Consider the following 19,005-nt stretch of genomic DNA (forward strand, 5'->3'; position numbering starts at 1 on the left):
ATCCGGATGAGCACGCAGAACTCGGAACCGGAGGTTCCCATCCGCCGGCTGGATCGTATCCTGGCGTTCACCGCGCTCGGAATCGCCGCGGCGTCGGTGGTGTGCTTCTTCGCGATCATCATCGGCACGGCGCTCGGAATGGGACAGGCCGCGTTCGGCGAGGGCATCTGGCCCGTCATCGCGGCGATTCCCTATTGGGGTCTCCCGGTCGCGTTCCTCATGATCATCGCGCTCCTGACGATGAGCTTCATCCGGAAGGGCCGCGCGTCTTCGCGTTCCTGAGGCAACGGCCATGAGCACTCACGCGCGACCGCTGGCGGATTGGCTGGCGGCGGCGAGCGATGACGACCTCCGCCGCCTCTTCGCCGCGCGGGGCGTCAAGCCGGAGGCCGGGTGGCAGGACTTCTTCGACGCCGCTGAAGCACTGCTCGATCCGGCGTCGCTGACGCGTGTCCTGCCCTCGCTCACGGCGTCCGAAGCGCGCGCACTGCTCGCCGCAGCGTCCGATGAGGACGCCGGCCAGGAGCAGGAACAACTCACGGCGCTCGCCCTTCTCCGTCCGGACGGCACGCCCTATCCCCCGGTGGCCGCCGCGATCGCCGGACGCTCGCTCGCCCTTCCGCCCGCCTCGGCGCCGGCGATATCTTCCTCCGAGACCGCAGCGGCGCACGCGGCCGAGCGCGCCTTCACAACCGTGGCCGTCCTCGCCGACCTGCTCCTGATCGCGAGGGAGAGCCCCTTCGCCCTGCTCACCGGCGGCGGCGTCAGCGCAGGCGAGAAGCGTCAGCTCGCCGAGGTCGGCGTCCCCTCCGAGATCGTCGACACCCTCGCCGCGATCGCCCTCCAGTCGGGGCTCGCCGTGTCCGCGGATCGACGACTGCGATCGAGCCAGTCCGCAGAGGAATGGCTGCGCTCCTCCGCCGCCGACCGATGGGCCGTCTTGGCCACCGCGTTCCGCGACGCCCTTCCCCGCGGGGTCCGTTCCGAAAGCGGCGGATGGGTTCCACCCGAGGCCTGGCCGTTCGCCCACCCCTGGGATCCCACATGGGGCGAGCGTTCGCGCGTCCTGCAGGATGCGGCCGCGCTCCTCGGCCTGATCGCAGAGGACGGCACCGAACCCGCATGGGCCGTGAGCCTGCGTCGCGGAGGCGCCGCAGAGGCCGAGACTCTCGTGCGGCTGCTGCCGACCGAGGTCGATCGCATCTTCCTGCAGAACGACCTGACGGCCATCGCGCCGGGTCCGCTGGAGCCGGCGCTGGATGTGCGGCTGCGCACGATCGCCGCCCGCGAGTCCGCGGCCCAGGCGTCGTCGTACCGTTTCACCTCCGAGTCCGTGGCGCACGCGTTCGTCGCCGGCGAGACCGAGGCGTCGATCCTCGAGTTCCTCTCCTCCATCTCCCTCACGGGGCTCCCGCAACCCCTCGGCTATCTGATCGCGCAGACCGCCCAACGGCATGGCCTGGTCCGCGTCTCGACCGATGACGAGACCGGCCGCACGCGGATCGAGAGCTCCGACTCGCACCTCATCCAGGCGATGGCGGTGGACCAGTCGCTGCGCCCGCTGGCTCTGACGGCTCATATCGACTCCCTCACTACCCGCGTCGGTCGTGACACCGTGTATTGGGCACTCACCGATGCGCGGTACCCGGCGACGCTCGTCGGCTCCGACGGTGCCCTCCTCGTGCGCGAACGCCACCCCGCTCCCCCTGCCCCCGCTTCCCCTGGGGACTCCGCCGACCTGATGTCGCTGATCGTACGGCTCCGCTCGCACCAGGGACCGGATGCCGACGCCGCGTGGCTCGACCGCGAACTCGAAGCGGCCGTGCGGGCGAAGTCCGTCCTCCAAGTCACGGTCGGGATGCCGGACGGATCCACCCGGCAGCTCCTCCTGGAAGCGACAGGGATGGGCGGCGGCAGGCTCCGCGGACGAGACCGCGCGGCCGATGTGGAGCGGACGCTTCCGGTGTCGAGCATCCTCACAGCGACGATCGTCGCGCCGTAGGGCCCCGCACCTCACGCGACCGCTAAACTGGTGAGCTATGTCTGATGGCCCACTGATCGTCCAGAGCGATCGCACCGTGCTGCTCGAAGTCGCCCATGCCGATGCCGAGAGCGCCCGCCATGAGCTGGCGATCTTCGCCGAGCTGGAACGGGCACCCGAGCACATCCACACATACCGCATCACTCGCCTCGGCCTGTGGAACGCCCGGGCCGCAGGGCATACCGCCGAGGACATGCTCGAGACGCTCGACCGCTGGTCGCGCTTCCCCGTGCCGCCCTCGGTCTCCGTCGACCTGCGGGAGACGGTCAACCGCTACGGACGACTGGTCATCGAACGCGACGACGAGGGAACCCTGATCCTGCGCTCTTCCGACCCCGCCGTGTTGGCGCAGGTCGCGAACAACAAGCGCATCCAGCCTCTCCTCATCGGGCACCCGACGCCGGAGACGTTCGTCGTCGATGCCTGGGCACGCGGGCAGATCAAACAGGAGCTGTTGAAGATCGGCTGGCCCGCCGAAGACCTCGCCGGTTACACCCCGGGGACCCCGCACGAGATCGACCTCGCCGAGGACGGCTGGCACATCCGCCCCTACCAGCAGGACGCCGTCGATGCCTTCTCGAAGGACGGCTCCGGAGTGGTCGTGCTCCCCTGCGGCGCCGGCAAGACGATCGTGGGCGCCGGCGCGATGGCCGCGACCAAGACGACCACCCTGATCCTCGTGACGAACACCGTGTCGGCGCGGCAGTGGCGCGACGAACTGCTCAAGCGCACCAGCCTGACCCCCGAGGAGATCGGCGAGTACTCGGGCCAGGCGAAAGAGGTCAAGCCCGTCACGATCGCTACCTACCAGATCCTGACCGCGAAGCGTAAAGGCGAGTACGCGCACCTGGCGCTGCTCGACGCGCTCGACTGGGGACTCATCGTGTACGACGAGGTCCACCTGCTGCCGGCACCGGTGTTCAAGCTCACCGCCGACCTGCAGGCCCGCCGCCGCATCGGCCTCACCGCGACCCTGGTGCGCGAGGACGGACGAGAGGGCGACGTCTTCAGCCTGATCGGACCCAAGCGCTTCGACGCCCCCTGGAAGCAGATCGAGGCGCAGGGCTTCATCTCCCCCGCCGCCTGCTACGAGGTGCGCGTCGACCTGCCGCCGAGCGACCGTCTCGAGTACGCCGCGGCGACCGACGACGAACGGTATCGGCTCGCAGCCTCCGCCCCGGCGAAGGTCCAGGCCGTGCGTGAGCTCATCGCGAAGCACGAGGGCGAGCGCATCCTCGTGATCGGGCAGTACCTCGATCAGCTCGAGTCGCTCTCCGAGGCCCTGAACGCACCGCAGATCACCGGTGCGACCCCGGTCGACGAGCGCGAAGAGCTGTACCGCGCGTTCCGTGAGGGCGACATCTCGCTGCTCGTCGTCTCGAAGGTGGCGAACTTCTCGATCGACCTGCCCGAGGCGTCCGTCGCCATCCAGGTGTCCGGATCGTTCGGCTCCCGCCAGGAGGAGGCGCAGCGCCTGGGCCGACTGCTGCGTCCGAAGCAGTCCGGGCACACCGCGAGCTTCTACACCCTCGTGGCCCGAGACACAATCGATCAGGACTACGCCCAGAACCGCCAGCGGTTCCTGGCCGAGCAGGGATACAGCTACACGATCATGGACTCGGACGCGATCGCCGCCTGACCTCGGGAGATCACGCTCGAGTGGCTCGACCGTGCAACACGGCGCCGAGTCGATGGGTTCCGCTCGCTCCGGTAGACGCTGAGTCGACCGGCGCCAGGCGCGCGATCCCGAGCTTCGCGGCCCAGCGGTCGGCGAGCAGGGCGTAGACGACCATGGCCAGCGCCGACGCGAACAGGTCGACGGCGGTCCCCGATGTGGCGTTCGCGTCGACCAGCGTGACGGATCCGAGCAGGAAGATCAGCACGTTGTTGACGATGTGCAGCGAGATCGCCGCTTCGAGTCCCCCGGTGCGCCAGGTCAGCCATGCGGCGACGATCGCGAACATGCCCACGCTCGCCGCACCCCAGATGTCGTAGCCATGACCGAGCACGAACAGCGGCACGGGAAGCAGGATCGCGAAGGCGGGATGACGGAGCCAGCTCCCGACCAGCTGCATCAGATACCCGCGGAACACATACTCCTCCGCTGCGGCCTGGAACGGGATGAGCAGCAGCACGAGCAGCACCATCGTCCAGAGTCCGGGGTGGGAGAAATCCGCGACGACCGGATCGCCGCTGAGGGCCGACCAGCCCAGCACCACAGCGAAGTAGACGGCGAACACCACGAGCGCCAGCAGCAGGCTCCGTCCGAGCCATCCCATCCGCAGCCGTCCGGTGACCGATGAGAGCAGCCCGACACCGCGGCCCTCGACGATGCGCGATCCCAGCAGGAGGGCCGGGATCATCAGGATCAGCGGCAGCACCAGCGCGACGAGCAGCCACGGCCGGTCGAGGTCGAAGAACTGCGAGGTGGTGAGCAGAGTCTGCGACTCGATGCCCCACCCCGGGATGAACGTCGACACGATGACCAGCGGCACGATCACGATCAACAGGATCACGATGTAGAGGGCGATGCCGACGAGTCCGGTCAGCAGCATTCGCCACCAGCGGTATCGCGGACGCAGATGCGCCAGCCGATGGTAGGCGATCCGCTCGACGTCAGGCGAGGCGGCCGGTGCAGCGGCGATTCCAGAGTCGGCGATGATTCCGGGGGCGGCGGTGACGTCCTCGTTCCAGCTCATGCATCGATCCTCCCCCGCGCACCTGTGCGGCACATCCGACCACGGGAGGATCTCGATGCTCCGGCCGCTGTGGACGGCGCAGGAAAACCGCGCACTCCCGACTTCCGGAGCGGGCGACTCCACGCCGTTCCGCACAATAGTCAGCATCCCCATGGCCGAAGTCACCATAATGGGGACATGACTGCTCCGCGCATCCTGGTCGTCGACGACGAACCCAACATCCGCGACCTGCTCTCCACGGGTCTCAGCTTCGCCGGATTCCAGGTGAAGACGGTCGCCAACGGCGCCGCCACGATCTCGGCCGTCCTCGAAGAGGAGCCCGACCTCATCATCCTGGACGTCATGCTGCCCGACATGAACGGGTTCAGCGTGACCAAGCGCCTCCGCGGCGCGGGATTCACGGCGCCCATCCTGTTCCTCACGGCGAAGGACGGCACCGACGACAAGATCGAGGGGCTCAACGCCGGTGGCGACGACTACGTCACCAAGCCCTTCAGCCTCGACGAGATCGTCGCCAGGGCTCAGGCCATCCTCCGCCGCACGATGCAGGCAGACGAGGAGTCGATCATCCGCGCCGGCGAGCTGTCCATGGATCAGGACACGCACGACGTGCACGTCGGCAAGGAGCCGATCGAGCTGAGCCCGACCGAGTTCAAGCTGCTGCGCTACCTGATGCTCAACCCCAACCGCGTGCTGTCGAAGGCTCAGATCCTCGACCACGTGTGGGAGTACGACTTCAACGGCGACGCCGGCATCGTCGAGAGCTACATCTCCTATCTCCGTCGCAAGATCGACCCGCACACCGAGGAGTCGCTGATCCAGACCAAGCGCGGCTTCGGCTACATGCTGAAGGTCGGCAAGACGGTCTGACGACCACCGCACCACCATCGACGCCGCCTCGCGGCGCAGCCGCCGCACCGGGGAGGACCGCATGGCGCACAAGCCCGATGCGGTCACTGGCTGGTGGCGACGCATCAGCCTTCGGGCGAAGGTCACCGGCGTCACGGTGGCGGTGCTCGCGCTGGGTCTGCTCGTCGCGGGCATCGGCACGGTGCCCATCCTGCGCAATGCCTTGGTCGCCAACATCGACGCCCAACTGCCCGCACTGGTCTCGAGCGACCTCGTCGACCGCTACTTCGACGCGGTGACGGTCGACGGGGTCACCACTTACAGCCCGCGCGACGAGCAGCCCCGAGACTTCTCCTTCGCGATCTACGACGCGACGGGCGAGCTGCGTGCGACGGCACGCGGCACCTCGGGCCAGGCACCCCTCTTCCCCTCTCACTACTCCCTCGCGAAGGCCACAGCCAACACGGATCAGATCCCGCTCGAGATGACGGGCGCAGAGGGCGAGCTGTTCCACGCGGCAGTCGCCGTGGTCCCCTCCGAGGGCGGGGTTCTGCGCATCCAACTGGTGGCCCTTCCGCTCGCACCTGCAGATCGCATCATCAGCCAGTACTTCGGCATCTACATCACGATCGCTCTCATCACGATCCTGATCGCCGCCCTTCTCACGCGCGGGCTCGTGACCCTCACCTTCCGCAGGCTCGGGCAGGTCGAAGCCACGGCGATGTCGATCGCGGCCGGCGATTTCCGGCAGCGGCTGACCGACCTCGAGCCGACCACCGAGGTCGGTCGGCTGAACACCGCCATCAACACGATGCTCGACCGCGTCGACAGGTCGCTCGCGCAGCGGGATCGCACCGTGCAGCACATGCGACGCTTCATCGGCGACGCCAGCCACGAGCTGCGCACGCCGCTGGTGAGCGTACGCGGCTACGCGGAGCTGTACCGCATGGGCGCGATCAAGGGCGAGGAGGACACGGCGCGGGCCATGGAGCGCATCGAGAAGGAAGCCATCAGGATGGGGGTGCTGGTGGAGGACCTCCTCGCTCTCGCCCGGCTCGATGAGGAGCGCGAACCGGAGATCGTCCCCCTCGATCTGCGGCCGATCGCGCGGGATGCGGCGCTCGACCTGCGCGCCGCGGCACCAGGACGAACCGTCACGGTGATCGACCGCACCGCAGACAGCAAGACCGTGATCCCTCTGCACGAGATCCCCCCGCTTCAACCTCCGCAGCCGCCGGCCCCACGCGGGCTTTCCCGAACCACACTCGCGCGCCTGCGCCGTCGTCCCCGGCAGCCGGAGCAGGCTCCGGCGATCGACTTCACCGAGGTTCCCGATCTGCCCGTGCGCACGCCGCCGATCGTGCTCGGCGAAGAGAACAAGGTCCGTCAGGTCGTGACGAACCTCCTGGGCAACGCCCGCCGGTTCTCCCCGGAAGACGGCCCGATCGAGATCGTGGTCGACTCGGACCGGGTCGCGGGAACCGCGAGCATCGCGATCGTCGATCACGGCGAGGGCATTCCGCCGCAGATCCGGGAGCAGATCTTCGAGCGCTTCTGGCGTGCCGACACTTCGCGCGCTCGGGAGACCGGAGGCTCCGGGCTCGGACTCGCGATCGTCGCGTCGATCCTGAAAGCGCTACACGGCGGCGTCGACGTGTCGGAGACTCCGGGTGGTGGTGCGACATTCACCGTCACGCTTCCGCTCGCACCGGCACGCGCCACTCCTGCGCACCTCCTCGAGGACACCCAGCCCCTGGATCGACTCGACCTCCCGTAGGGCCGTCCAGACGCTCGGCGCTTCTGCACCGCTGAGCGACCGCGCCCGTTGCGCACAGCGGGCGGGATATCCGCGGCCAGGAAGAATACGGACGCCGGCGTCCGCCTAGCCTCGGAACCCCTACGAGAAGGAGTTCCCATGTCTGTCTTCACCGTCGACACCGATGCCGTCTATGCGGCCCACGGCGCTACACGTGCCACGATCGAGCGCCTGCAGGCGGAGTCGGTGACGCTCATGGCCCAGCTCCGGCAATTGCAGTCGACCTGGTCCGGCACGGCATCCCATGCTTTCCAGACCTGTGCAGAGCAGTGGCAGGGCGCTCAGCTCCATGTGGAGCAGGTACTCGAGTCGATCGGCACATCGCTCGGCTCGGTCGCCACCCAGTACGCAGACGCCGATCAGTACTCGGCCAGCCTTTTCCGCTGACGCGCCCCCCCGTACCGACGCAGAACGCCCCCGGCCGAAGCCGGGGGCGTTCTGTCATGAGAGCTGGATCAGAAGTCCATGCCACCCGACGGGTCACCCATCGGAGCAGCAGCCTTCTCCGGCTTGTCAGCGACGACGACCTCGGTGGTGAGGAAGAGCGCCGCGATCGATGCTGCATTCTGCAGCGCCGAGCGGGTCACCTTCGCCGGGTCGATGATTCCCGCTGCGAACATGTCGACGTACTCGCCCGTTGCCGCGTTGAGGCCCTGGCCCGAGGGGAGCTCGGAGACCTTGTTCGCAACGACACCCGGCTCGAGACCGGCGTTCAGTGCGATCTGCTTGAGCGGAGCCTCGATCGCGACGCGGACGATGTTCGCGCCGGTCGCCTCGTCGCCCGAGAGCGAGAGAGCGTCGAGGGCCTTGGTGCCCGACTGGATGAGTGCGACGCCACCACCGGGGACGATGCCCTCTTCGACGGCTGCCTTCGCGTTGCGGACGGCGTCCTCGATGCGGTGCTTGCGCTCCTTGAGCTCGACCTCGGTCGCGGCGCCCGCCTTGATGACGGCCACGCCACCGGCGAGCTTCGCCAGGCGCTCCTGGAGCTTCTCGCGGTCGTAGTCGCTGTCGGTGTTCTCGATCTCGCGACGGATCTGCGTGACGCGACCCTCGATCTGGTCTGCCTCGCCGGCACCCTCGACGATCGTGGTCTCGTCCTTGGTGACGATGACCTTGCGCGCACGACCCAGCAGGTCGAGCGTGGCGTTCTCGAGCTTGAGGCCGACCTCTTCGGTGATGACCTGTCCACCGGTGAGGATCGCGATGTCCTGCAGCTGAGCCTTGCGACGGTCACCGAAGCCGGGAGCCTTGACGGCGACCGACTTGAAGATGCCCTTGAGCTTGTTCAGCACGAGCGTCGCGAGAGCCTCGCCCTCGACGTCCTCGGCGATGATGACGAGCTCCTTGCCGTCCTGGATCACCTTGTCGACGATGGGCAGCAGGTCCTTGATGTTGGAGACCTTCTGGTTCGCGATGAGGATGTACGGGTCCTCGAAGACCGCCTCCTGGCGCTCCGGGTCCGTCACGAAGTAGGGGTTCAGGTAGCCCTTGTCGAAGCGCATGCCCTCGGTGAGCTCGAGCTCGGTGCCGAACGTCTGCGACTCCTCGACGGTGACGACGCCTTCCTTGCCGACCTTGTCGATCGCCTCGGCGATGAGCTCGCCGATGGCGGGGTCAGCCGCGGAGATGGAAGCCGTGGCAGCGATCTGCTCCTTCGAGTCGATCTCCTTGGCGCTGGCGAGCAGCTCCTCGGTGATCGCTGCGACGGCCTTCTCGATGCCGCGCTTGAGCGAGATGGGGTCGGCGCCGGCTGCGACGTTGCGCAGACCCTCGCGGACCAGAGCCTGAGCGAGGACCGTGGCGGTCGTGGTGCCGTCACCTGCGACGTCGTCGGTCTTCTTGGCGACCTCCTTGACGAGCTCCGCGCCGATCTTCTCGTACGGGTCGTCCAGCTCGATCTCCTTGGCGATGGAGACACCGTCGTTCGTGATCGTGGGGGCTCCCCACTTCTTCTCGAGAACGACGTTGCGGCCGCGCGGGCCGAGGGTCACCTTGACCGCGTCGGCGAGGATGTTCAGGCCGCGCTCGAGGCCGCGGCGGGCCTCCTCATCGAAAGCAATGATCTTTGCCATGAGTTTTTTCGTCCCTCCTGGACGTAGACGTTGGGTTTAGCACTCAGAGTAAGAGAGTGCTAACGCCATTCTGGCACTCGACACCTTCGAGTGCAAGCCGCCGCAGAAGAGGTGTACCCGGAGGTCAGGGGGCCGGAGTCTCGCCGGGCGTCTCGGGTGCAGTGCTCGATCGATCGAGGCCGATGACCACCGTGAACTGCTTCAGACCGTCCTCGGTCTGACCGGAGTAGTAGTCGCTCTGCTGCACGGCCGCGCCCCCGAGCACGTTCGCCAATCCGATCGCGGCGAGCTCGTCCTCGTCGTTGACGTAGAAGACCGTGGTGGTCGCGAAGTCCTGACTGGAGCTGTCACCGGCGAAGACGATATCCGGCGACCATCCGTTGTTGACGAGGACGTCCCGCATCTGCGTGTCGAGCCCTTCCTCCGGTGTGCCGTTGAGGATCATCACGGAGACCGACGTGTCCACGACCCCGGTCTCCACCGGGGTCGGGACGGTGGTGGGCGCTGCCTCAGGGAAGAGCGAGACGCGCCCCATCACCACGAGGGAGCCGAAGATCCCGGCGATGATGAGGACGAGGGCGGCGACGAACGACCACAGCAGCACGACCCAGCCGTTCATCCCCGGAGCTTCGGCGCGATGCGCTCCCACACGTCCGGAGGAACGGGGAACGTCATCGAAGCGATCGCGGGAGGGCTTGGACACCCCTCGATGCTAGCGTCACCTTCCTGGCAATCCGTTCCGCGGCACGGAACACTCGATTCGGAAGGCCGTCGAGAGGTCGGCTCAGCCGACGAACCCCGGGGTGCGGGCCGAGCGCTGCCTGGCGCGCGAATCCCTGATCCGACGCAGTCTCCGCACCAGCATCGGGTCGTACTCCAACGCGGCCTCCGACTCGATGAGCCGCCCGAGCAGCTGGTAGTAGCGCGCCGAGCTCATGCCCAACTGTGCACGGACGACCTCTTCCTTGGCCGACCCGTGCCGTGGCCAGGCGACCTCGATCGCGAGGATCGCGCGATCGCGCTCCGTCAGGTCTCCGAGCATGAGTCCAGGTTAGGACGCATCCGCCGGGAGGCCCGCGCGCCACTCCCACCAGCCCCCGAGGGGATCCGCGACCGCGCGCACCCTCCCGTCGATCGCGACCACGAAGCCCGGCCGATCAGCCGCGTCCACCGGAGGCACCCAGACATCGAGCGCGCCCGGCGGATCGATCGTGATCCAGCGGGCGTCCAGAGCGCCGATGCGGTCGACCAGCGCATTCCGGCGTGCTCGCGGAATGTGCACCAGCACGCCGGGCGTGGTGATGACGAGTGTCGCATCCACCGGCGCGTCAGATGCGAGGGCGTCGATGCGATCCACGGCGTCGCCGGAGACGAGCAGGGCAGGATCGGATGCGGCGATATCGAGCGCGGCGTCGATCCGCGCCTCCCGTCCTTCCTCCCCCTGCCACACGAGTCCGCGCAGCCATCGCCGGTCGCGAGGGTCCGCCGCGTCGAGCGGGGCCAGGTCGATACCCGCTCGCCACACCACCCGCGGCATGCGCAGCGGGGGTATCGGACCGGTCACACGGCTCTCCAACACGACGGTCGACGGTCCGTCCGCGGGGTCGAGCGCGACACGGAGCGCACCCGCTTCATCGACGAAACGGTACGAGTACCTGTCGGGATAGAGGCACAGCCCGGCGGAGGCTCCGATCTCGAGCAGAGCGATCGGGCCCTCGATCTCGGACAGCACGGGAAGCAGCGCGGCGAGGCGGAGCGGCTCGTTGGTCTGCAGGCTGCGACGCGCGCATTCCGCCACGATCTCGTCGGCGTTGCGGAGCACGAAATCGCGCCACTGCGGATACCCGGTGAGCTCGGCTCCGAACAGGCGGGTGACGGCGAACACGAGCGGCGGCTGCCTCCGGGTCTCGGGGATCCGCAGCAGGATGCGCCTCACCTCATCGTCGGCCGCGACACCGGCCGCCCATTCCGCGTAGAGCGCGCTGCGGCCGGGGGCCTCGTCACGGGCGAATCGTGCGTACCGTTCCTGCACAGCATCCGTCATCCGTCCATTCTGACCCGGAGCACCCGTCACCTCCCCGTACGGGAGAGAATGGACGAGACTCAGGAGGACACATGTCGTACAGCGTGGACAAGACCGAAGAAGAATGGCGCGAGGAGCTCGGCGATGAGCAGTATGCCGTGCTGCGCCAGGCTGCGACCGAGCGGGCCTGGACCGGCGAGCTGCTCGACGAGGAGCGCGCGGGCCTCTACACCTGCGGCGCATGCAACGCCGAGCTCTTCAAGAGCGGCACGAAGTTCGATTCCGGATGCGGCTGGCCGAGCTTCTACGAGTCGATCCGCCCCGATGCGGTCGAGCTCATCGAAGACGACAGCCTCGGTATGGTGCGCACCGAGGTGCGCTGCGCCAACTGCGGATCCCACCTGGGCCATGTCTTCCCGGACGGATTCGGAACGCCGACGGGCGACCGCTACTGCATGAACTCGATCGCGCTGAACTTCACTCCCGAAGCCTCGTGAGTGCGCTCGACGCCGTCCGGGCACGGCAGTCCTGGTCGAAGGTCGAAGACACCGCGCCGACCCGCGACGAACTGCTCACGTTCGTCGCAGCAGCGGGCCGAGTCGCTGATCACTCTTCTCTGCGCCCGTGGCGGCTGATCGAGCTGCGCGGCGCCGATCGCGAGGTGCTGGGCGCGGCGATCGCCAAGGCCCAGGGAGATTCCTCGCCTTCGTCGAAGCCGCTTCGCGCCCCGCTGCTCATCGCCGTCGTCGCGAGCTACCAGAAGAGCGAGAAGGTTCCGCGGTGGGAACAGGAGGCCGTGGCCTCCGGTGTCGCACATACGCTGAGCCTGCTCCTCGACGAGGCGGGCTGGGGCGTCATCTGGCGTACCGGCCACTACACGCGCGCGAAGGCGGTCGCCAAGGCACACGGCCTCGGCAAGAACGAAGAGCTCCTCGGATGGCTGTACGTGGGACGCAAGCCCGAAGGTAAGAAGCCGGGTCGCCGCAAGACCATCGATGCGCGCAGACTCGTCACCCGCATGCCCAAGACGAGCGCCAAGAAGGCCAAGAAGAAGTAACCCGTCAGCGTCGACGCGGCCACGGGACCGCGACAACCACCGATGCGACGGCAACGACGACCATCGCCAGCACCTGCCACAGCGCGGGGCCGGCTGCGGGCGGCCACAACAGGTCGATCACGACCGACGTGACCAGCTGCCCGAGCACCGACCCCAGCCCCATCAGCAGCACCCCGGTCTGCGCCACGATGAACGTGCCGAGAAGGATGTAGGCGGCACCGAGGAACCCTCCGAGGTACAGCCAGGGCTCGGTGGGAAGACCCGCCGGTGCGCCGCGGAACACGATGCTCACCGTGGATGCCAGGGCGAGCACCGCGGTGCCGGCGATGAAGCTCATGAGCGTGGCGGCCAGCGGTGAACGTGCGCGCTGGGCCAGACGCCCGTTGGTCGCCGCCTGCCACGCGATCCCGACCCCCGCAGCGAAGGGCAGCAACAGCATCCACAGGGGCGCGGACGCCAGCACGTCGCCGGAGAGGGAGATGCCGACAGCAGCGAGCGCGAGCAGACCGCCGAGCACTCGCCCGGGCGTGACCGCGACCACTCCGGCCGGCCCGAAGCCGATCCGATCGAGCACGAGGCCGTGAACGGTCTGCCCCGCCACCACACCCACGGTGAACAGCGAGACGCCGAGCACACCGGCGGTGAGCCCCTGTGTGGAGACGGTGAGCGCGCCGCACACGCCCCCGAGCAGCATCCAGACGGGGATCGTGTGGTGCCGGATGCCGCTCCAGAGTCGTGCGACTCCCCGCCGAGCGGATGGGAGCGCGCAGATCACGACGGCGAGTGCCACGAGACCCACGGAGAACGAGAGGAAGCCGGCGACGATCCCGTCGTCGACGCGCACTCCGAGCACGCCGTTGATCCGCGCCTGGATCGCCGTCATCACGCCGATCGCGACCGCCCCTCCGAGTGCCAGCGGGGCGGGAAGGCGACGGTTCTCTGGCACCTGTCGACCCTACCCGAGCCGATGGTCGCTCCTGCCCCTGCGGATGTCCGATGCCGGGGCTACGCTGGCCGCATGTGCGCGAGCTACGGACTCGATCCTCGATTCACCGATGCAGAACTCCTCGCCGCCGCCGACGACGCGGTGCTCGAGGGCCTACGCGTGTGGGCGCACGAGAATGCGGGCGAGACCGTGCGCCCGACCGGCAAGAACCTGCGCAACCTCAACCCGTTGATCTTGCAGCCCGATTCCGCGCCGACCCTCGAGCCCGCCTGGTGGGGCTTCCTCGTCAACGGCGAACCGGCGAAGTTCCCGTCGATCAACACCCGGTCGGAGCGACTGCAAGAGCGTCCGGGCGGGGCGAAGTCGAGAGCGATCGTGCCGGCGACGAGCTGGTACGAGATGCAGAAGCCGTCTCGGCAGTGGAACGAGTTCATCATCGACGACGGCACGCTGTTCGGCATGGCTGCGGTCACCCAGCGCGGCCGCACGGCAGACGGCGAATGGTTCACGTGCTATTCGATCGTCATGCGTCCTGCGCCCGCGCACCTCGCCGATCTGCACGATCGGATGCCTCTCCTCGTCCCCTCCTCGCTGAGCCACGACTGGCTGACCGCACCGGCGTCGCGGGAGATCATCGACGAGGCGATCCTCGCGTCCGACGAGATGGCCGCGCGGGTGCAGGCTCGCCCTCGTCCCTGAGTCTCGGATGTCCCACGCCGGTCGGAGACTTCGTCGTGAGATGTGTACCTGAGGAGGACGCGCGACGCCGGGTCGGCTCCGTAACGTTGTTCCCATGATCACAGCAGAAGGCCTCACGAAGAGGTTCGGAGACAAGACCGCCGTCGACGACGTGTCGTTCACTGTCAAGCCGGGCAGCGTCACCGGCTTCCTCGGCCCGAACGGCGCCGGGAAGTCGACCACCATGCGGATGATCGTCGGCCTCGACCGCCCGACGTCGGGGCGTGCCGCCATCGCCGGCCGCGAGTACCGCAAGCTGCGCGCACCGCTCACCGAGGTCGGAGTGCTCCTCGACGCCAAGGCGGTGCACACGGGCCGCACCGCCCGCAACCACCTTCGCGCCATGGCTGCGACGCACGGCATCCCCTCCTCCCGCGTCGATGAGGTCATCGACCTCGCGGGCATCGGGTCGGTTGCCCGCAAGCGCGCGGGTGGCTTCTCGCTCGGAATGGGGCAGCGCCTCGGTATCGCCTCAGCGCTGCTCGGTGACCCGCACACGCTGATCCTCGACGAGCCGGTCAACGGCCTCGACCCCGAGGGCGTGCGCTGGGTGCGACAGTTCGTCCGGCACGCGGCGTCCGAGGGGCGCACCGTGCTGCTCTCGAGCCACCTGATGAGCGAGATGGCGCAGACCGCCGACCACGTCATCGTGATGGGCCGCGGCCGGGTGCTCGCGGACGCTCCCCTCGCCGAACTCGTCCGCTCCTGGACCCGGAACACGGTCCGGGTGCGCACCCCGCGACCCGCCGATCTGGCCGCAGCCGTCGGAGGCCCGGACGTGGAGATCGTGAGCTCGGCCCCTGATCTCCTCGACATCGTGGGCCTGCCTGCTGCGCGCATCGGCGACCTGGCCGCCGCTCGCGGCATCCCGCTGCACGAACTCACCCCGACCACCGGTTCACTCGAAGACGCCTACCTCGCCCTCACCGGCGACTCCGTCGAGTACCGCACCAAGGAGATTTCATGACCACGACACAGGCTCCCGCTCCCACGCGGCCACGCGTCGACACCGGTCGGAAGCTGACCTTCGTCCGCGCTCTCCGCGGCGAATGGATCAAGCTCGCCACCCTGCGCTCGACGTGGTGGTCGATCGGGATCGCCGCCGCGCTGACGATCGGGATCGCCGTCCTCATCGCCCAGGCGCTCGACATGCCCGGATTCGATCCGATCCAGGCTGTCATCATGCCGATCCAGTTCACCATGCTGCTCGCGGGCATCATCGGCGCGATCTCGGTCACGGGCGAGTACTCGACCGGGATGATCCGGTCCACTCTCACCGCGAACCCGGTGCGCGGATCGGTGCTCGCTGCGAAGTCGACCGTGCTGGCCGTCTTCATGTTCCTCTCGTCGCTGGTGACCTTCGCGGTCGCCGCGCTCGCCGTCTCGCTCATCGTGGCGCCCCGGGATCAGGGCATCGACTGGTCCGACCCTTCGGCATCGTTCCTCCCGATCGTCGTGGCCTCGCTCGCGATGGCCGTCTTCGCCCTGATCGGGGTGTCGTTCGGATTCATCCTGCGCTCCGGCGCAGGAGCCATCGCCGCAACCGTCGGTGTCCTGTTCGTGCTGCCAATCGTGGCGAACTTCTTCTCCTTCGCCGGAGAAGCGTGGGCGTGGGTCATCGAGGCTTCGGCCTACCTTCCGGTGACTGCCGCGCAGAGCGCGATCATGCCGGGTGAGACTGCTGCTCTCGACGCTCCGGTCGCGTTCCTGACGCTGGCCTGCTGGGTGGTCGGCGGTGCCGCCGTCGCGTGGGGCGTGCTGCGCACCCGTGACGCGTAAAGTCGGCCTGTGAGCAGAACGCGAAGCCGCAGCGACTCGGTCCGTGAGGACGAGGAGCTGCGGCTTCCGCGTGCCCCGGGACTGTTCCGACGGTTCTGGGCCCGCCATCCACTCTTCGCCGACATCCTGCTCGCGCTGATCTGCCTGTTCCTGTCCCTCGCCCCCGCGGCGCCCTACCCCCGCACCTCGCTCCCCGAAGGCACCTACATCGCCATCAACATCGCGACGCTGGTGATGGTCGCGATCGGGTGCAGCACTCTCCTCTGGCGCCGACGGGCACCGCTGGGTCCCTTCATCGCTGCGGTCATCCTGGGGACCGCCGGCCTGTTCACCGGTATGTCCGGCGGCATCGTCCTCCTGTTGGTCGCCTGCTACGGCGTCGCGGTCTACAGGTCGGCACGTCTGGCCTGGATCTGTTACGGGATCGGCGCCGCCTGGTTCCTCGGACTCACCACGATCCTCATGCTGACCGGCGCGACCGTGCTCCAGGTCGGCCTCGACACCGCACTCGGTTATGTCGCGCTCGGTCTCATCGGCACGCTCGTCGGGGTCAACGTGGGCGGCCGCAAACGCTATCTCCTCGCCATCATCGACCGTTCGCGCCAGCTGCTGATCGAGCGCGATCAGCAGGCCCAGCTCGCAGCCGCATCGGAACGTGCCCGCATCGCCCGGGAGATGCACGATATCGTCTCCCACTCGCTCACGGTGATCGTCGCGCTGTCCGAAGGCGCGGCCGCCACACCCGACCGCGAACAGGCGCGGAGGGCGGCGGCTTCCGTCGCAGACACCGCCAGGGGCGCCCTCACCGAGATGCGCTCGATGCTCGGGGTGCTGCGCGACGACGAGTCGCCGCTGCCGCTGGCGCCGATGCAACCCGTGCCGGCGCGCGACACCGTGGAGACGGCTCAGCGTGCGGGCTACCCGGCGACGCTCACCGTCATCGGCCAGGCCGACGTCTCTCCCGCCGTGGCGCATGCGATCGGACGGATCGTGCAGGAGGGCGTGACCAACGCCATGCGCCACGCACCGACAGCGAAGAGCATCACCGTGCGGCTGGAATACACAACCGACACGGTCACGATCGAGATCGTCAACGACGGCGTCTCCGGCGAGATCGGATCGGACGGATTCGGGGTTCGAGGACTTTCCGAGCGGGCTGCCCACGTGCACGGCACGGTGCGGTCCGCGCCGACGGATGGAGGACGATGGGTTCTGCAGGCGGTGCTCCCCGCATCGGGAAGCACGCCCGCCGCACGGCGACAGACGTTGGAGGATGAAGGATGACGCAGGCGATCAGGGTGCTGCTGGTGGATGACCAGGAGCTGATCCGACTGGGCTTCCGGATGGTGCTGGAGTCCGAGGACGACATCGTCGTCGTCGGCGAGGCCGGCGACGGGAGGGCGGCGATCGCGCAGAGCGCGCAACTCGCCCCTGACCTGGTGCTGATGGACATCCGGATGCCGGAGCTGGACGGCATCGCCGCCACCGAGGCGATCGTGCGCGCGCACCCGCAGACCAAGGTGCTCGTTCTGACCACGTTCGATCTCGACGAGTACGCATTCGGCGCCATCCGCGCGGGCGCGAGCGGATTCCTGTTGAAGGATGCCCAGCGCCACGAGATGATCTCCGCCGTGCGCGCCGTCCATCGCGGAGATGCGGCGCTGTCCCCACGCGTCACGAAGACGCTGCTGGAGCACGTGACGCCGCGGCTCGGCGGAACTCCCGCGACGCCGGCCGCAGAGGAGAGCGCAGCTCTCGAATCACTCACAGAACGAGAGCGGGACGTCTTCCTCGCGATCGGTCGCGGCCTCACCAACGCAGAGATCGCCCAGACTCTCTACGTCGGCGAGTCCACGGTCAAGACCCACGTGGGTCGTGTGCTTGCGAAGCTCAGCGCACGGGACAGGATCCACGCGGTCATCCTGGCGCATCGCCTCGGGCTCGTCGGCGACTAGGCCGATCGGATCACGCTCGCGACGGCGTCCATTCCGAGACGCGGTTGAGCCGCTGCACCTCATCGCCCGAGAGCTCGAGACGCGCGCCGGCGAGCAGGTCGGGAACCTGCTCCACGGTCCGCGCGCTCGCGATCGGTGCGACCACGGTCGGCTGCGCACGAAGCCATGCGAGTGAGGTCGCGGTGATGGAGGCGCCATGCGCATCGCCGATCTCCTCGAGCGCGTCGATGATCCGCAGGCCCGCCTCCGTGGCGTACTTCGCGGCCCCCTGCGCCCGAGGCGAGGTCTGGCCAGCGGCGTCCTTCGAGCGGTACTTGCCGGTGAGGAACCCGCTGGCCAGCGAGTAGTACGGGACGAGACCGAGCTCGAACTCCTCGGCGATCGGGATGATCGAGTCCTCGACCTCGTTGCGGTGCACGAGGTTGTAGTGCGGCTGCACGGCGACGGGCAGCGCGACTCCCGCGCGACCCGCGATCTCGATCCACTCGCGGATGCGGTCGGCGGAATAGTTCGACACGGCGACGTGCCGGACCAAGCCGTCCTCGACGAGCTGTCCGAACGCGGCGACCGTTTCCTCCAGCGGAACGGTCTCGTCGTCGAAGTGCGCGTAGTAAAGGTCTATCTCATCGATGCCCAGACGCTTCAGCGAGGCCTCGGCGGCCTTGCGGACATTCGCGGCGGCGAGGCCACGGAACTGCGGGTGCTGACTCACCTTGGTGGCGACGACCACGCCTGCGGGCTTCCGAGAGGCCAGCCACTCGCCGACGATCGCCTCGCTCTCGCCGCCTTCGTTCCCCGGAACCCAGGCGCTGTACGAGTCAGCGGTGTCGATGAAGTCACCGCCCCCGTCGACGAAGGCGTCCAGGACGGCGAAGGAGGCGTCGCGGTCGGCGGTCCAGCCGAACACGTTGCCGCCGAGGGAGAGCGGGAGGACGTCGAGATCACTGGTACCGATGCGGGTCATGATGAGAGCAACCGACGACTCCGCCTCCCGCATTCCCGGATGACGCCGTGTTGCGCGTCGGAA

General features: G+C 68.4%; 20 protein-coding genes. 13 read left to right on the forward strand and 7 right to left on the reverse strand.

All coding sequences use genetic code 11. From position 1 onward, the window contains the following. Positions 1-6 precede the first annotated feature (6 nt). Genes ACIQLD_RS06620 through ACIQLD_RS06630 form a run of 3 tightly spaced genes read left to right on the forward strand, consistent with a single transcriptional unit; the run spans position 7 to position 3,680 of the window. The gene (locus ACIQLD_RS06620; protein ID WP_402606482.1) at positions 7-282 is read left to right on the forward strand and encodes a multidrug ABC transporter ATPase; all 276 of its coding nucleotides are present in this window, start codon (positions 7-9) and stop codon (positions 280-282) included. Positions 283-292: 10 nt separating this feature from the next. Beyond that, positions 293-2,002: a helicase-associated domain-containing protein gene (locus tag ACIQLD_RS06625; protein WP_402606485.1), complete on the forward strand. Its 1,710-nt coding sequence runs from the start codon at positions 293-295 to the stop codon at positions 2,000-2,002. A gap of 37 nt (positions 2,003-2,039) precedes the next feature. Further along, positions 2,040-3,680, forward strand: a complete 1,641-nt coding sequence (locus tag ACIQLD_RS06630; RefSeq protein WP_387177673.1) for a DNA repair helicase XPB — start codon at positions 2,040-2,042, stop codon at positions 3,678-3,680. A 10-nt stretch (positions 3,681-3,690) separates the two neighbouring features. Here the strand turns inward: ACIQLD_RS06630 and ACIQLD_RS06635 are convergent, their stop codons facing one another. Beyond that, positions 3,691-4,740: a lysostaphin resistance A-like protein gene (locus tag ACIQLD_RS06635; RefSeq protein ID WP_402606487.1), complete on the reverse strand. Its 1,050-nt coding sequence runs from the start codon at positions 4,738-4,740 to the stop codon at positions 3,691-3,693. Between the two features lie 177 nt (positions 4,741-4,917). Between ACIQLD_RS06635 and ACIQLD_RS06640 the strand changes: the two genes are divergently transcribed. From ACIQLD_RS06640 to ACIQLD_RS06650, 3 genes are all read left to right on the forward strand, one after another. Then, positions 4,918-5,610 carry a response regulator transcription factor gene (locus ACIQLD_RS06640; RefSeq protein WP_017828926.1) on the forward strand — a complete coding sequence of 231 codons (693 nt, stop codon included), beginning with the start codon at positions 4,918-4,920 and terminating at the stop codon, positions 5,608-5,610. A 61-nt stretch (positions 5,611-5,671) separates the two neighbouring features. Continuing rightward, positions 5,672-7,366 carry a sensor histidine kinase gene (locus tag ACIQLD_RS06645; protein ID WP_402606490.1) on the forward strand — a complete coding sequence of 565 codons (1,695 nt, stop codon included), beginning with the start codon at positions 5,672-5,674 and terminating at the stop codon, positions 7,364-7,366. 138 nt (positions 7,367-7,504) lie between these two features. Then, entirely contained in the window at positions 7,505-7,792 is a 288-nt protein-coding gene (locus ACIQLD_RS06650; RefSeq protein WP_402606493.1) for a WXG100 family type VII secretion target, read from the forward strand. Between the two features lie 68 nt (positions 7,793-7,860). Here ACIQLD_RS06650 and groL read toward each other — a convergent pair whose 3' ends face one another. The 4 genes from groL to ACIQLD_RS06670 all read right to left on the reverse strand — a co-directional run bounded on the left by groL (position 7,861) and on the right by ACIQLD_RS06670 (position 11,524). Then, complete coding sequence (gene groL, locus ACIQLD_RS06655) at positions 7,861-9,480, reverse strand: chaperonin GroEL (RefSeq protein ID WP_387177680.1); 1,620 nt, start codon at positions 9,478-9,480, stop codon at positions 7,861-7,863. A 124-nt stretch (positions 9,481-9,604) separates the two neighbouring features. Then, positions 9,605-10,183, reverse strand: coding sequence for a LytR C-terminal domain-containing protein (locus ACIQLD_RS06660; RefSeq protein WP_402606495.1), 579 nt, complete (start codon positions 10,181-10,183; stop codon positions 9,605-9,607). 81 nt (positions 10,184-10,264) lie between these two features. Next, on the reverse strand, positions 10,265-10,522 hold the full coding sequence (locus ACIQLD_RS06665; protein WP_402606497.1) for a DUF3263 domain-containing protein: 258 nt from the start codon (positions 10,520-10,522) through the stop codon (positions 10,265-10,267). A gap of 9 nt (positions 10,523-10,531) precedes the next feature. Then, a complete protein-coding gene (locus ACIQLD_RS06670; RefSeq protein ID WP_402606499.1) occupies positions 10,532-11,524 on the reverse strand; it encodes a DUF2332 family protein in 993 nt (330 codons plus the stop codon). 71 nt (positions 11,525-11,595) lie between these two features. On the opposite strand from ACIQLD_RS06670, the gene msrB reads away from it, so the two are divergent. Together msrB and ACIQLD_RS06680 are read left to right on the forward strand one after the other, a co-directional pair. Beyond that, a complete protein-coding gene (msrB, locus tag ACIQLD_RS06675; protein WP_402606501.1) occupies positions 11,596-12,000 on the forward strand; it encodes a peptide-methionine (R)-S-oxide reductase MsrB in 405 nt (134 codons plus the stop codon). Next, positions 11,997-12,560, forward strand: coding sequence for a nitroreductase family protein (locus tag ACIQLD_RS06680; RefSeq protein ID WP_402606505.1), 564 nt, complete (start codon positions 11,997-11,999; stop codon positions 12,558-12,560). Before msrB ends, ACIQLD_RS06680 begins: the two co-directional genes overlap by 4 nt. A 4-nt stretch (positions 12,561-12,564) precedes the next feature. Here ACIQLD_RS06680 and ACIQLD_RS06685 read toward each other — a convergent pair whose 3' ends face one another. Next, positions 12,565-13,476 (reverse strand): DMT family transporter, encoded by a 912-nt coding sequence (locus ACIQLD_RS06685; RefSeq protein ID WP_402608501.1) that lies wholly within the window; start codon positions 13,474-13,476, stop codon positions 12,565-12,567. A gap of 102 nt (positions 13,477-13,578) precedes the next feature. Between ACIQLD_RS06685 and ACIQLD_RS06690 the strand changes: the two genes are divergently transcribed. The 5 genes from ACIQLD_RS06690 to ACIQLD_RS06710 all read left to right on the forward strand — a co-directional run bounded on the left by ACIQLD_RS06690 (position 13,579) and on the right by ACIQLD_RS06710 (position 17,978). Continuing rightward, positions 13,579-14,205, forward strand: coding sequence for an SOS response-associated peptidase family protein (locus ACIQLD_RS06690; RefSeq protein WP_402606508.1), 627 nt, complete (start codon positions 13,579-13,581; stop codon positions 14,203-14,205). A 94-nt stretch (positions 14,206-14,299) separates the two neighbouring features. Next, positions 14,300-15,211, forward strand: a complete 912-nt coding sequence (locus ACIQLD_RS06695; protein ID WP_402606511.1) for an ABC transporter ATP-binding protein — start codon at positions 14,300-14,302, stop codon at positions 15,209-15,211. Then, positions 15,208-16,023, forward strand: a complete 816-nt coding sequence (locus ACIQLD_RS06700) for an ABC transporter permease (RefSeq protein WP_402606513.1) — start codon at positions 15,208-15,210, stop codon at positions 16,021-16,023. The genes ACIQLD_RS06695 and ACIQLD_RS06700 overlap by 4 nt, the downstream gene beginning before the upstream one ends. Before the next feature lie 9 nt (positions 16,024-16,032). Then, complete coding sequence (locus ACIQLD_RS06705; RefSeq protein ID WP_402606515.1) at positions 16,033-17,307, forward strand: sensor histidine kinase; 1,275 nt, start codon at positions 16,033-16,035, stop codon at positions 17,305-17,307. Further along, positions 17,304-17,978: a response regulator gene (locus ACIQLD_RS06710; protein ID WP_402606517.1), complete on the forward strand. Its 675-nt coding sequence runs from the start codon at positions 17,304-17,306 to the stop codon at positions 17,976-17,978. Before ACIQLD_RS06705 ends, ACIQLD_RS06710 begins: the two co-directional genes overlap by 4 nt. A gap of 10 nt (positions 17,979-17,988) precedes the next feature. Here the strand turns inward: ACIQLD_RS06710 and ACIQLD_RS06715 are convergent, their stop codons facing one another. Next, positions 17,989-18,942, reverse strand: a complete 954-nt coding sequence (locus ACIQLD_RS06715) for an aldo/keto reductase (protein ID WP_402606519.1) — start codon at positions 18,940-18,942, stop codon at positions 17,989-17,991. Positions 18,943-19,005: the final 63 nt, after the last annotated feature.

Source organism: Microbacterium sp. NPDC091662, assembly GCF_044756705.1.
In the GTDB taxonomy this organism is placed as follows: Bacteria; Actinomycetota; Actinomycetes; order Actinomycetales; family Microbacteriaceae; genus Microbacterium.

Coding starts and splice junctions, on each gene's coding strand:
- ACIQLD_RS06620 (WP_402606482.1), top strand. CDS start 7: ATGAGCACGCAGAACTCGGAACCGGAGGTTCCCATCCGCCGGCTGGAT.
- ACIQLD_RS06625 (WP_402606485.1), top strand. CDS start 293: ATGAGCACTCACGCGCGACCGCTGGCGGATTGGCTGGCGGCGGCGAGC.
- ACIQLD_RS06630 (WP_387177673.1), top strand. CDS start 2,040: ATGTCTGATGGCCCACTGATCGTCCAGAGCGATCGCACCGTGCTGCTC.
- ACIQLD_RS06635 (WP_402606487.1), bottom strand. CDS start 4,740: ATGAGCTGGAACGAGGACGTCACCGCCGCCCCCGGAATCATCGCCGAC.
- ACIQLD_RS06640 (WP_017828926.1), top strand. CDS start 4,918: ATGACTGCTCCGCGCATCCTGGTCGTCGACGACGAACCCAACATCCGC.
- ACIQLD_RS06645 (WP_402606490.1), top strand. CDS start 5,672: ATGGCGCACAAGCCCGATGCGGTCACTGGCTGGTGGCGACGCATCAGC.
- ACIQLD_RS06650 (WP_402606493.1), top strand. CDS start 7,505: ATGTCTGTCTTCACCGTCGACACCGATGCCGTCTATGCGGCCCACGGC.
- groL (WP_387177680.1), bottom strand. CDS start 9,480: ATGGCAAAGATCATTGCTTTCGATGAGGAGGCCCGCCGCGGCCTCGAG.
- ACIQLD_RS06665 (WP_402606497.1), bottom strand. CDS start 10,522: ATGCTCGGAGACCTGACGGAGCGCGATCGCGCGATCCTCGCGATCGAG.
- ACIQLD_RS06670 (WP_402606499.1), bottom strand. CDS start 11,524: ATGACGGATGCTGTGCAGGAACGGTACGCACGATTCGCCCGTGACGAG.
- msrB (WP_402606501.1), top strand. CDS start 11,596: ATGTCGTACAGCGTGGACAAGACCGAAGAAGAATGGCGCGAGGAGCTC.
- ACIQLD_RS06690 (WP_402606508.1), top strand. CDS start 13,579: ATGTGCGCGAGCTACGGACTCGATCCTCGATTCACCGATGCAGAACTC.
- ACIQLD_RS06695 (WP_402606511.1), top strand. CDS start 14,300: ATGATCACAGCAGAAGGCCTCACGAAGAGGTTCGGAGACAAGACCGCC.
- ACIQLD_RS06700 (WP_402606513.1), top strand. CDS start 15,208: ATGACCACGACACAGGCTCCCGCTCCCACGCGGCCACGCGTCGACACC.
- ACIQLD_RS06710 (WP_402606517.1), top strand. CDS start 17,304: ATGACGCAGGCGATCAGGGTGCTGCTGGTGGATGACCAGGAGCTGATC.
- ACIQLD_RS06715 (WP_402606519.1), bottom strand. CDS start 18,942: ATGACCCGCATCGGTACCAGTGATCTCGACGTCCTCCCGCTCTCCCTC.